The sequence below is a fragment of the Alteromonas sp. ABH4_456 genome (assembly GCF_056160645.1).
Window position 1 is genome coordinate 1 of sequence record NZ_JBSWXO010000012.1, and the last position, 13,434, is coordinate 13,434.

Consider the following 13,434-nt stretch of genomic DNA (forward strand, 5'->3'; position numbering starts at 1 on the left):
CGGTAATTTCTTTTTGGCGATTGATCTGATCGCAGAAATCACACTGAGTTCCCCTATGGGGTGCTCTACACTTAAGAACAGTTATTTAGCAATACGAACAGGCAATTGAATGACAACTCCGTTTAGTTTTAACCCGCGGCGCCAAACAAGCGACAGACTTCCGCTTTCTAAGTGCAAAGCGAAACTATGACTTACCAGACACTTCAGATATGTCATACACCTGTCTTTACGAACATCTCGCCCATGTTGAAAATGATAACAATTATCATTAAGATGTAGAGGTCTGAGAATAATTACCAATACGATGTTCAGACAAACAATAAAGGAAAACGGACCTTTCCTACCTCACCATACATAGTTTTGCCTGACTGTTTGTCGGGGCTGGAAAGTTGCCGTTTGTTATATTCCTCAACCTTTCAGGACACCTAATGAACAGATTATCTTATTTATCAATGTGTATGTCTGCCGGCATACTGGCATCATGCCCGGTATTCGCTGAACAGAGCCCCCAATGCGCTGATGACAACAAAAACTGTACTTCAGAACAACGGATTCAACAGCTCGAAAAAACCGTCGTCACGGCCACACGAACAGAAACAGATGACGCCAGTTTTGCCGGTCAAATCGGCGTTGTGTATCCCGTCGATCTGGAAAGAAGTGCTAATGTAGTTGATGCATTATCCACGATTCCGGGCTTCGAAGCCGGGGGAGATGTTGGACGAAATATTGGCTCTCAGTTCACCATCCGTGGTTTTGGTTATCAGTCTGAAGCTCGCGTAATCATCAGGCAAAATGGCGTACCTCAGTCTCCCAGCTTGTTCTCAAACCATATCTCCAGTTTCAGGACTGACACTGACATTCTGAATCATGTTGAAGTAGTGAAAGGCGCTTCGTCAGTATTATATGGTAGCGGCGCCATCGGCGGGATTGTAAATATGCAGACAAAGAAAGCCACAGACTTCCTGACTGACGGAGAATCACTGGGCGTGATGATAGGAGGCAGGTATGAATCAAATAACATGCACAGTATTCGGGCTGGATTATACGGTCGGAGCAGGGACGTCCCTGTGGACTTTCTGGTATATGCCAAACAAGCAGATTACGGCGATATTGACCTGGCCGGTGGCGGTACTGAAGACTATCAGACTATAGGTAATGATGAGTCTATCGATACGGCCTATGCAACGGTGGGCTTTGATATTTCAGATGAACAACGTATTACATTCTCTGTATTCGACTTTGACGAATCACTGAATACAGTATGGCAAACTCTTTATCACTACGAAATTGATACCTCAAGCCCCATTACCGGCTCATTGCAGCAAACCGATTATGTGCTCGATTACAGCTGGGAAAGTAATGACAACACACTACTCGACCTTGATATTAAGCTATACAGTAATGACGCCTATTACGATCGTGGCTGGGATGACTACGAGCCGGAAACCGGTGAACGGGACACACTGCAGTATAAAAATGAAGAGAGCCGCCGGGGATTTAATATTAAAAACCTGGCAACTTTTTCTACAGGAGATATTGCTCACAGACTGCTGACCGGAATCGACTTTAATAATCGTGAAGAAGACGCCGTATACATCCGGAACGGTGTCCCGACTCAATTTAATTCTATGCCGAACACCTACGATGACTGGGGATTATATATTCAGGACATAATGTCTTATCAGGCACTTGAACTCACGCTTGGTGGACGGTTCGACAAGTTTGATCGTGAAGTACACCAGTCGGGTGCTACCGAATATAAAAACAATCATTTCTCGCCCCGCATTGCTTTAGCCTATTCTGTTACCCCCAGATTAAACTTACTTTTGGGTTATTCCGAAACTTTCAGGGCACCTACTCCTCATGAAACATCTTCTGTTGGTGCGCTCAATCCACACTATTACTATATGGCGAACCCTGACTTACAAGCGGAAACAGCCCGTGAAATTGAAGGCGGGTTTGCATACAACGCAAGGGCACTTCTCACGGATTCTGATCAACTGTCGTTAAAGGCTACCTATTTTGAGGGAAAAATAAACAAGCTTATTTCTTTACAACCTCGTCCTGAACTCGGCGATCCACCAGAATCAACCACGTATGCCCAATACATGAATGTGGAAAACGCCCGCAGAAGAGGGCTGGAAGTCAATGCTGACTACCTTATTGATGCCTGGCGAATAACCTCTACCTTCGAGCACCTGAAGTTATACGACGAAGCTACCGGGGAAGATGTGAATCAAAGCTTTGCTGATAAAATACAGCTTTCTGCAACGTATTATGCCGATGCAGTTAATCTGGAAATTGGTGCGAATGTCGAGCATTGGTTCGCGCCGGACCCTAATCCTGCAACAGTAATGTCCGGTGGCGTACTATATACCTATGTTGATCAAGCGTTTACCCAAGTGAATCTTCGGGGAAAATGGGATATCCCCCTTGCTGACACTGCACTTTTTTCAATGGCTACTGTGAATTTCGGGATTAGCAACCTGACCGATAAAAAGTACATTAATGCCCGCTATACAAACACAACCTCAAGGGTTGGTACTGGTCGTAATACGTATATCGATATTGAACTGCGATTCTGAAAAAAGACGGGCTGTCCACCGGACAGCCCGTCATGAGTTGCTGATAAATTACAAACTGAAAGACCTGCTTCCCTGCTGGCAAGGGAATTTACGCACTTCAACCCGTGAAGTGCGTAGTGTTTATTCTTCCTTGTTTGAAAGACTACTGAGCAGGCAGAACGTTGAAAGTCACTGAACTCGGGTGCGCCGCATCGTGGTAGATGGTGTGCTGAGCACGGACGAAATCATCTTGCGTCGCATGAAATATATTATCCACGTAAGTTTGCGGGTTCATATCAAGGAACGGGAAGATAGAGCTTTGGATCTGGATTTGTAATCTGTGGCCCCGTTTAAAGTCGTGCAGCAAATCGTAGAGATCAAAAGAGACCTGAGCCGGTTTGCCCGGTTCAAAGGGTTTGGGCTCAGAGAAGCTGTCACGGAAACGTCCGCGGATAATGCCCCAGCGCACCAGTTCATGACGGTCACCGGTTTCTTTGTCCACTTCATTGGTGTTTTCATCCACGCCCGGGAACACGTCAATAATTTTCACCACAAAATCCGCTGCGGTTTTATCCGTGGACACCCACAGGTTCACGTTCACTTCACCGGCAACGGTCATATCACTTGTCATGGGCTCGGTTTCAAATTTCAGCACATCCGGACGGCGGGCGGTGAAACGCTGATCTTCAGCCATATACGGGCGATCCCATCCACGGCTGATTGCTGCAGAATGAGGAACAGGATTACGGGGATCGGATACATAGTCTGAAGCACCGCCATCTTTATCCGGTTTGTTCTCAGACAAACTGTCGCCCTTTGTCAGATACAGTGTTTTTTCACTGGTATCAGCAGGTGGCCACTGACCGAAGAAACGCCAGCGGTTCGCACCTGTCTCAAACATGGTCGCAGTCTGCTCGTACTTATCTTCCGACTCTTCCTTCAGGTGCTGGTTAAAAAACGGCAACAGAACATTGTCACGGAACCACACACTGGTTTCGAAGCCGAACCGGGCCTCGCCCATATTGGAGCCTTTATCACCAATCCACTGACCGTGATACCAGGGGCCCATGACAATTTGCACATTGTCACGTTTGTTTTTGCGCGACATAGTCTGATAAGTCGCCAGCGGACCATACAAGTCTTCGGTATCGTACCAGCCACCCACAACCAGCACGGCCGGCTTTACCTTATCGAGATGCTGCAGAACATTACGGGCCTGCCAGTAATCGTCATAATTCGGGTGCTCAGTCAGTTCATTCCAGAACGGTCGCTCGCCGTGGAAGTAGTTTTTGTTTACGTTAGCCAGCGGCCCGAGGTCGCGGAAGAACTCGTAACCGTCAGGCGTAGTGGCTTTGCGTCCTTCCAGGCGGTAAGGATACGGTTCTGTACGGGGCGCATCGAAGGTATCAAAAAACAGAAATGCCATAGGTGTAGAAAACGCACCGTTGCGGTGAAAGTCATCAAAGAACCAGTCGGCAATAGGCGCCTGCGGAGAAATGGCTTTAAGGGCTTTATGGCTGTTGATACCGGAAACCGATGTGTAGTATCCGGGATAGGAAATGCCCCACTGCCCTACACGGCCATTGTTGTTGGGCACATTTTTTACCAGCCATTCGATAGTGTCGTAAGCATCTGTGGCATCATCAACAGCGTCTTTTCCGCGTTTATATGCGTCCTGCGGGCGCATATTTACAAACTCACCCTCAGACATTTGTTTGCCGCGAACATCCTGGAAAACAAAAATGTAGCCTTCCTGTTCGAACTTCTCACTGGGGCCTAAACGGGTTTTAAAATCTGACGAGCCATAGGGCGCAACGCGATAGGGTGTACGCTGCATCAGCATAGGCCAGCTTTTACTCTGATCGTAAGGTATATAGACCGAAGTAAACAGTTTTGTGCCATCCCGCATGGGGATGTTGTATTCATATTTAGCGTAGTGTGAACGGATATATTCCGCACGGGTATCTTTGTCAGGTGCTGCAGAAACAGCGGGAGTCATCACGCAACTGGCAATAACCAGCATGGCGTAGCGAAGGTATCGCATAAGCATCCTCTTTTTATATGTGCCGGTGACCGGCTATGGGAGACAGACAACGGTATCTGTCGTGATGTCACCTTATCACAGCGGGCTTGAGAAATTATTCCGCAGCGCTCTCGTTTAGCCCGGAGGTTCAGGCACTTATCGATTTGATGGAAGATGGGAGTCTTAGCGTACATCAGGCGCACATTTTATCAGCAACGTTGCTGTATCCCCCGGCGAGCTCCGGGAAATTAAGTAGAGTAAATTTCAAACAGAAAGGTTGACGAAGTACGCCATAAACGATAATAATTCTCAATACCATTTAACTAAATAAGTCTGAGTGATGCTCAAACAACTTGTTGCCAGACGATGCCCTTGTTGTTCACATGAAGTGCCGTTCTCCCACCGACTGCTCTTTTTGATCAGGGAGCCTGTAACCTGCCGTTATTGCGCGAAAACACTTAGACCGGATATCCGGACCATGAGTTTTAATATGTTCTGGCTGAGCATGACAGTAGCGTGGATGGTCCTGAGGTACACTTCACTCACGGACATTTTCGCTTTCATGGTCGCGGTATGCAGTGCGAATCTTTTATTACCCGCACTCGATTTATTATTTCCCCTGGAAGAGAGTTACAACAGCCCGGAGTAGCGATCAGCTCATCCGGACGGTATTGATTCACAAAGCGTTAGCCCGCTCCCTCAGGACATTCCCCACAGAATGTATAAGCCGAATAGCAGAAAGCCTGCAGTTACTACAGTATAAAATGTGTGAAAGGCAGCAGAAAAACCGGCCACTGGTACTTTCTGGGTGTAATCAGTGCCGATTTGCCAACCCGCCAGCAGAGAGTTCAGCATCACAACAACAAGGGTGATTGTTGAGTAGAGTTTGAATCCGGTTGACTGATGAAATGCAGTCCAGCTTTCGTAGTCAATATTCTCCATAGTGAAAACGCTCACCAGATAAAATATTGCATAAGCAAAAATCATCACGTTACTGATCCGCTGGAAAATCCACTCTTTTACGCCATTTCGCTTCATGTCAGTTAACCCCAAACCCAAAATCCGAATAACACACTCAGCAATATGCCTGATGCAATAGCCACCTGCGATATCAGCTTGCCACCTTCAAGTGTTTCAAAATAACCAAACTCCTGAATGAGATGCTTTATCCCACCCATCATGTAGTAGCCCAACGCGGTGAGAAAACCCCAGGTAAAAAATTGCGCAATGAAGTTGCCACTGATAAGTGACTGCACATTTTCAAAGCCTTCAGCACCTTGCAAAGAAAGAAACAATAACGGCAGAAACCAGGCCAGAGAGAACCAGATAATCACAGCACATATCCGGTGTAAAATGGAGGCCAGCCCCATCACCGGCAGCTTGATGGTAGTTAAGTCCATATTACGTGGACGGGTGTCTTTCATTCAGAAACTCCTGTAATCATACTTCTGGTAAACACGACAATACCTGAACCTTTGTTCAGTAAACACACTCATTCTGCATGTTCAAAACCGGGAATCAAATAGCACGCGGAAATTACATAGCCATTCGGAAATAAAAAGTTTCCATGATTTAAGCGCTGGTAATTTACTGCCTCGCACGTGATAATAATAATTCTTATTTGCAATAAGATACTTCATTTTATAAACGCCGACAATGAACACCGGAGCTTTTCTTATGCCAGACGCCGTACTCAGTTCTTCTTTCTGCCGCACACTATTCGGGGCGTTTATCACGTTAATCAGCCTGAACAGCTATGGAAACGGTGAACCGGCTGAAGCTGCAAAAGCAGGCAAGTGTGCAGCACTACCCCAATACGTGTTTGGCTGGCAATTCTTCGACGAACCTTGCAACTTCAAGCCACGTGGCGGCACATCAACAGGTAACAGCACGACGAAGGATCTTACCCCTACCCCGCACTGGCTGAAACTGCAAACGGAAGACATGGATAAATTTGAGCGGGACCGGCAGGCCATACTGGCGATGTCGGGGTATTTTCGCGTGGGCTTCGATTTTATAGAAACCATGGGCTTCACTGATAATTACACGCCTGCTGCCCCCTATCGTTCCTGGGGCACGGAAATGGTGATTGTTGTCGACAATGAACCTGAATTCATCAGTCTTCAGCACATTATGGTGATGTATTTTGTTGGTGAAGACGGCAAGATCAGTGAGCCAATGGTGATGAAACACTGGCGACAGGACTGGGAATACGAGAAGCCTTCAGAGTTTGTATATACCGGAAATAATGTATGGCGAAAGCACGAGCTCAACGGCCAGGATATTGAAGGCACCTGGTCTCAGTCGGTTTACCAGGTAGACGACTCGCCACGATATGAGTCTCACGGTAAATGGCAGCACAAAGGAAACCGCTCAGAGTGGATAAGCGAGTTAACCTGGCGGCCACTTCCCCGGCGGGAAAGCAGTGTGAGACAGGATTACCAGATCCTTGAAGGGATAAATAAACACATTATTTTACCCGATGGCTGGGTACAGGAAGAAGAAAACTACAAGCTGGTAATAAATGATACCGGCAAACCGGCCTCACCGGCTCCGTACCTTGCAAAAGAACTGGGGATTGCCCGTTACGAGCGCATCAAAGACCACGACTTTACGCCCGGCGAAGCATACTGGGAATCAACATCATCATTCTGGAGGAACGTACGTGAGGTGTGGTCCTCACTGATTGCTGACAATACGTCCATTGAAATCAACAAGCAGGCAGACGGAAAGTTCATGTTCATGCCATTCTTCGACTACGCCCAAAACGTCAGTGACAGCGCCCCTGTTGACCCTTCGACGGAGCAGCAAAAAATAAGAAACATGCTGGCGCCGTTTACAGAGCCAGCACGTTAAAGAGGGAATCAGCGAAGGTGACTACAGTTCCGCCTTCGCTTCCTTCACCAGTTCGCGAACATCTTCCAGCAACTGCTGAGCGTCGTACACGATGCCGTCTTTGATGGTGTAACGCACTGCTTTTTTTCGAACGGGCTCGTTGTTCTCATCCAGCTGGAAGTGGCCGGTGCCATAAAGTAACTTGAAGTTTTCCAGCGGATTACCATCCACAATAACCATGTCGGCATTTTTACCCACGGCAAGACTGCCAATTTTATCGTCGAGACCCAAAGCTTCTGCGCCATTTAATGTGGCTGCCTGAATGACTTCCAGCGGATGGAAACCGGCTTCCTGTAGTAACTCCAGTTCACGGATATAAGCAAAACCGTAGATTTTATAGATGTAACCGGCGTCGGAACCGGTAGTCACCCTGCCGCCATGGTTTTTGTAGTCATTAAGAAATGTCATCCAGCGGCGGTAGTTGTTGCGCCAGTTGATTTCATCCTGCGTGGTCCAGTTAAACCAGTAGCTGCCGTGGGCATACCGGCTGGGTTCAAAGAACTCCCACAGCACGGGTAAAGTGTAATCGTCATGCCATACGGCCTGACGCTCACGCATAAGATCACGGCTGGCTTCATAAATTGTCAGTGTAGGGTCGATGGTGAAGTCCAGATCGATAAGCTCGTCTCTTACCTGCTGCCACTTATTACTGCCGGGGGCTGCTGCCTGAAGCCAGAGTTTTCCGGCTTCAGAAAACCGGTGCTGCTCGTCGTTGTAATTATAGTGTGAGGTGTAGTCCTGAATAACCTTATCTTCAAACAGCGCTTCCGGCAGTCCGTACCAGTGTTCCATAGAGGTTAAACCTAACCGGGCTGAATCCAGAGCATTGGTGCCCATCACGTTCAGCTGGGCATGGTGCATCATAGTGCCTAAGCCCTGCTTCTTAGCTTCGTCTAAAGCTGCTGCCATAATTTTGGGGCTGGCACCGAAAAACTTGATTCCCTTCGCACCTTTACGGGCGATGTCTTTCACCCAGGCCCTTGCCTGCTTCTCTTTGGAAACCGGCTGATCGCCGCCCATACCAAAACCCACATAAGGCACAATTCGCGGAGCAACAATTTCATTTTTATCACTGCGCGCCTGATGCTCCAGCACCCAGTCTACGCCATTGAAGCTGCCGGGTTCGCGGATGGTGGTAATACCGTGAGCCAGCCACAACTTAAATACATACTCAGCGGGAATATTGTCGGCAGAACCGCCAATGTGGCCATGCATATCAATGAAGCCGGGCAATACATACTGGCCCTGAATGTCGATTTCCTTATCGCCACTTTTCAGCTCAGGACGGCTGTATTTGATAGGTACGCCCGGGTGGCCCACCGATACAATTTTCGCAATTTTGCCATTCTCAATCACAATATCCACAGGACCCTGAGGGGGTGCACCTTCGCCTGAGATAATGTTGCCGCCTCTCAGAATAAGACGGGATGCTTCCATACCTTCACCGGCCTTTCTGTCAGGGGCCTTACTGCCCGGTGTGGCGGCAGCCTGAAATGACAATGTGATACAAAGCACCAGAATAAATTTTTTCATTGCCTTACCTTGAAGCTATTATAATCAAAGGCCTATCATTACTCATTGTCAAATACATGCGCAAGCGCATCTTGCCGGGATTCGAACACTCGCTCTCACCCGAGGGTATTAGAAAAAGCACAATGCTTATTAATATATTGCTGATGAGATGGTAACGATGCTGCGGTTCTTTAAGCATTTGAATACCGGCCTGCACCAGATGAATACTGGTTGACTCCAGCGGCTCTATAAAGCCCCCCGCTAACCCTATCGCTATACAATTATTTTTCCAAAATGTCCTGCGGTGATCAGTACGGAAACGTAAAAAATTGGGCCCGGTAACCGGCTCCCCATGCAAATCGCTTAACAGGGAAATCAAAGCTTCCTGCTGCTCCTGAAACTGGCCAGAATACACATAACCGTTCCCAAAACGGCTTTGCAACGGAATTTGCTAACGCCACCCTGCCTCTTTGGCGTAAGCGCGTGTGTATGGCGGAGCATGTATATTCTCATAGATTGGGATTGCAATAGCGCGGTCGCACCGCAGAAAGTGTGTCCAGTCAATGAATTCACTTTGCAAATGTTCATTGATGAGTAAACCACGAAACCCGCTGCAGTCGATAAACAAGTCGCTGGCTATGACCAGACCGTTTTCAAGCCTTACAGACGTTATATCCCCACTTTTCGGCTCAACAGAAACATCAACAATCATGCCTTCAATTCGCTGAACAGCCCTTTGCTCTGCATACCGGCGCAAGAATTTCCCATAGGCGCCGGAGTCGAAGTGCCAGGCATGTCGCACGGTAGACAAAATGGTATTCGCCCCCCTTGAGCCTGTGAAAATCGTACTGATTTTGCTGCCACTGTGCACAAATTGTATTCGCAGATATTGCCGCAGAGCTCTTCCGGTAGTTCACCATTCCGTACTAAGCTATTGAGCTTTAGCCACAACTGAGCAGTTGATTCCAACATCACTTCTGCCCTAAGTAAGGATCAATGGTTACGATAGAGCCGTCCGGATTATAGGTAAGCTCTGTCATTTTCACACTTCGCAGGTGAGTTTGACCATCTGATAATGAGCTATCGTGATAGAACAGGTACCACTTTCCTTTGAACTCAGCGATTGAATGATGATTGGTCCATCCTATAACAGGCTGCAGAATCACCCCCTGATAAGTAAACGGGCCATACGGATTGTCACCCGTCGCATAAACAATTTTATGCGTATCACCTGTAGAGTAAGAGAGATAATATTTACCCTTATATTTGTGCATCCAGGCTGCTTCAAAGAAACGGCGATCGTTATCTCCTTGCAAAATTGGGTTACCTTCTTTATCCAGCAACTCAAGTTCTTTAGGTGTTTCTGCGTAGGACAGCATATCAGCGGCCATTTTCGCTATACGAGGTTTTACCGCTGGTGCATTATCTGCGGGATAGACATCTTCAGCATTATAGGAACCGCCTTCATAGCGTTGTAGTTGTCCTCCCCATATGCCTCCGAAGTACATGTAATAAGCCCCGTCATCGTCCTTAAATACGGCAGGGTCCATGCTGTAGCTTCCCTCAATGGGTTCAGCCTCTGGCACGAAGGGGCCTTCAGGTTTGTCACTTGTGGCAGCACCGATATGAAAAACATCGTTTTTGTCTTTCAGTGGGAAGTAGAGGTAATAAGTCCCGTCCTTATAAGCTGCATCCGGAGCCCACAACTGTCGACCGGCCCAGGGAATATCCTTCACAGATAAAGCCACACCGTGATCTGTCACTTCACCGCCGACCTCATCCATACTGAGTATATGATAATCACGCATGTCAAAATGATCACCATTGTCATTTTGGGGAATCCCTGATTTCACATCGTGTGACGGGTAAATGTACAGGCGTCCGTTGAAAACATGTGCAGAAGGATCTGCGGTATAAATATGTTCAACAAGAGGATCGCTTAATCCACTTTTTACTGAGTTTTTATCTCCGGAATGTTTTTGAACCGGAATATCTTTGTCTTCAACATCTTGTTGTTGTGGCTGACACGCTGTCAGAATGAGTGCAGACAGGATCGCTGAAAAAGTTAAAGAGAGTTTAGGTTGAAACGTCATATTACGCTCCCTGTTAGTGATGAAAAATGCATAGCCCGATAATGCAGGGAGAGTAAATTAACGGCAATATCAACGGGTGCGAAAACGATAAAAAGACAACGAGGTAATGAATAACATAAAGTTCACAACACTATTTTTCCTATCACAGCCATCACCACTATAAATTATCTATTTGAACCAAATGGTTGCGAGAACAAAAATATTGTAAGAACGCGTTCTCCAGAAAGTGATGTTACCTTAATGTTAAGCTCACTTAATTTACCTTAGCGGGATTTCAAAATCTGGCGCTGCAATGACATAAGCCCCTCAATGCAGATTCTGGAATATTTATTTTTTCTTTTATTTGTATTTAAAGGGATAATGATGTTCACGATGTTCGTCTGTAGTTTAGACGTATTACCCGTCACCATTAAAGGAAATGAAGAGGTGCTATAATGTCTGATACTGAGTCCCTGTTAGATTCCCTCAATACGCTTGTCTGTAAAGCGAACAAGGACGGATATTATACTTATCTGAATAACTATTGGGTCGTCAGTTTAGGCTGGAGTCTCGATGCACTGAAGAACCAGCCCTTTTTATCCTACGTACACCCTGAGGATCGGGCTGACACCAGCGCCACGATGGCGGCACTTTTCAATAGTAAACGCACTGTTGAGGGTTTTCGGAACCGCTACAAAAGTATCTCAGGTGAAGATGTCTGGCTTGAGTGGTTTGCAAAAGCCACCTCAGATACCGAAATAGTCGCATCAGCGACTATTATCACCGGGAAGGTGGTATTAGAAGAAGCAGACAGAAAACAAAAAGCTTTGTTGCAACAAGCTGAGTTGATTGCTTCCTTAGGACACTGGAGTGTTGACGTTGTAAATGAAAAGGTATTTTGGTCCGATGAGATATACCGCATTCACGGCGTTAGTAAAAGTGATTATGAACCATCGCTGCAATCTGCCATCGATTTTTACCATCCGGACGATATTTCTATCGTCCAGAATCACGTTAATGAGGCAGTCGAAAAAGGAGAAGGTTGGGAAGTAAAATTAAGAATTGTCCGTCCGTCCGGTGAAATACGACATGTGCATAGTAAGGGGATGGTAGAACATGACGCGACAGGAAGTATTAGTTCTATTTTCGGTACATTTCAGGATGTAACTGATCGGGTTAAAAAATCTCTGGAGCTGGAAGCAGCAAAAAGAAAGGCCGAAGTTGCGAATATTGCCAAAAGTCGCTTTCTGGCCTCAATGAGCCATGAGATTCGTACACCTATGAATGGTATTTTGGGTACCCTTCAGTTACTCGAAGACGAATTGACTAAGTCTTCTGACAGAAAACTTTTAAGCAATGCGCTTACTTCATCTTACTACCTGCTTAAAATTGTTAATGACATTCTGGATTTCTCAAAAATTGAAGCAGAGATGTTATCCCTCGAAAAAATAGCATTTTCTATCAGACAACTGTTAAACGAGGTCGCTTCCAATTTTGTTCCCCGTGCAAAGGCAAAAAACATTGTATTCCGAAGCTCCCTGCAAAAGAATCTACACGATGTTTGGTTGGGAGACCCAGTAAGAGTAAAGCAAATTATCACGAACCTCATTTCTAACGCAGTAAAGTTCACAGATACCGGTAGCGTCACAGTTGCAATGTACTCTGAGCAAACCACGGCCTCGTCAGCGTTGACGATTCAGGTTATCGACACAGGTATTGGTATGGAACAAAAAGTAATAGACGGATTATTTGAGAGGTTTACACAAGCAGATACTTCAACCACCCGCAAATATGGCGGTACTGGTTTGGGAATGGCCATAACAAAAAGCCTTGTAGAACTGATGAATGGCACACTGACGGTGACCAGTCAGAAGGATAAAGGGACTACTTTTTCCGTTACTTTACCTCTGGGAAAAGCCGAAAAGGCAGAGCCAATAAAAATATCAAACGCCAATGCCCCTGACCTCACCGGTAAAAAAATTCTCGTTGCCGAAGATAATGATATTAATCAGGTTATCATTACATCAATGCTGGAGAAAACCAATGCCGAAGTCAGGGTAGCGGAGAATGGACATGAGGCCGTTGAACTAACTCAAATATTTAAACCTGATTTAATTTTGATGGACATTCAGATGCCTGAATTAGACGGCCTTGAAGCCTGTAAACAGATTCGCCGCGATAATAGCACTATTCCCATACTCGCACTTACTGCTAACGTGATGTTAGAGGACATCAAAACCTACCTTGATGGAGGTTTTAATGAACATCTCGCTAAACCCGTTGAGGCCGGTAAGCTATACAGTAGACTAGACTTATATTTACGGAAGAAAAACCGCTGATTACCAGCTACGCTAATTTACTCACCATC

General features: G+C 46.4%; 8 protein-coding genes and 1 pseudogene. 3 read left to right on the forward strand and 6 right to left on the reverse strand.

Features of this window, described 5'->3' with window-relative positions:
• Window positions 1–428 precede the first annotated feature (428 nt).
• The gene (locus tag ACXAG2_RS16665; protein ID WP_474868815.1) at window positions 429–2,585 is read left to right on the forward strand and encodes a TonB-dependent receptor domain-containing protein; all 2,157 of its coding nucleotides are present in this window, start codon (window positions 429–431) and stop codon (window positions 2,583–2,585) included.
• Window positions 2,586–2,727: 142 nt separating this feature from the next.
• Here ACXAG2_RS16665 and ACXAG2_RS16670 read toward each other — a convergent pair whose 3' ends face one another.
• The 3 genes from ACXAG2_RS16670 to sdhC all read right to left on the reverse strand — a co-directional run bounded on the left by ACXAG2_RS16670 (window position 2,728) and on the right by sdhC (window position 6,011).
• On the reverse strand, window positions 2,728–4,608 hold the full coding sequence (locus ACXAG2_RS16670; protein ID WP_474868817.1) for a CocE/NonD family hydrolase: 1,881 nt from the start codon (window positions 4,606–4,608) through the stop codon (window positions 2,728–2,730).
• Between the two features lie 678 nt (window positions 4,609–5,286).
• Window positions 5,287–5,625, reverse strand: a complete 339-nt coding sequence (gene sdhD, locus ACXAG2_RS16675; protein WP_303572753.1) for a succinate dehydrogenase, hydrophobic membrane anchor protein — start codon at window positions 5,623–5,625, stop codon at window positions 5,287–5,289.
• A gap of 5 nt (window positions 5,626–5,630) precedes the next feature.
• A complete protein-coding gene (gene sdhC, locus ACXAG2_RS16680; RefSeq protein WP_474868819.1) occupies window positions 5,631–6,011 on the reverse strand; it encodes a succinate dehydrogenase, cytochrome b556 subunit in 381 nt (126 codons plus the stop codon).
• A 253-nt stretch (window positions 6,012–6,264) separates the two neighbouring features.
• On the opposite strand from sdhC, the gene ACXAG2_RS16685 reads away from it, so the two are divergent.
• A complete protein-coding gene (locus ACXAG2_RS16685; RefSeq protein ID WP_474868822.1) occupies window positions 6,265–7,443 on the forward strand; it encodes a DUF6607 family protein in 1,179 nt (392 codons plus the stop codon).
• Window positions 7,444–7,464: 21 nt separating this feature from the next.
• On the opposite strand, the gene ACXAG2_RS16690 is transcribed toward ACXAG2_RS16685, so the two are convergent.
• The 3 genes and pseudogenes from ACXAG2_RS16690 to ACXAG2_RS16700 form a co-directional block, all read right to left on the reverse strand.
• Window positions 7,465–9,015 (reverse strand): amidohydrolase family protein, encoded by a 1,551-nt coding sequence (locus ACXAG2_RS16690; RefSeq protein WP_474868825.1) that lies wholly within the window; start codon window positions 9,013–9,015, stop codon window positions 7,465–7,467.
• Between the two features lie 4 nt (window positions 9,016–9,019).
• A pseudogene (locus ACXAG2_RS16695) lies at window positions 9,020–9,865 on the reverse strand (tryptophan 7-halogenase).
• Window positions 9,866–9,965: 100 nt separating this feature from the next.
• Window positions 9,966–10,985, reverse strand: a complete 1,020-nt coding sequence (locus ACXAG2_RS16700) for a glycoside hydrolase family 43 protein (RefSeq protein WP_474869030.1) — start codon at window positions 10,983–10,985, stop codon at window positions 9,966–9,968.
• Between the two features lie 536 nt (window positions 10,986–11,521).
• Here ACXAG2_RS16700 and ACXAG2_RS16705 point away from each other — a divergent pair.
• Window positions 11,522–13,405 (forward strand): PAS domain-containing hybrid sensor histidine kinase/response regulator, encoded by a 1,884-nt coding sequence (locus ACXAG2_RS16705; protein ID WP_474843256.1) that lies wholly within the window; start codon window positions 11,522–11,524, stop codon window positions 13,403–13,405.
• The last annotated feature ends 29 nt before the right edge of the window (window positions 13,406–13,434 follow it).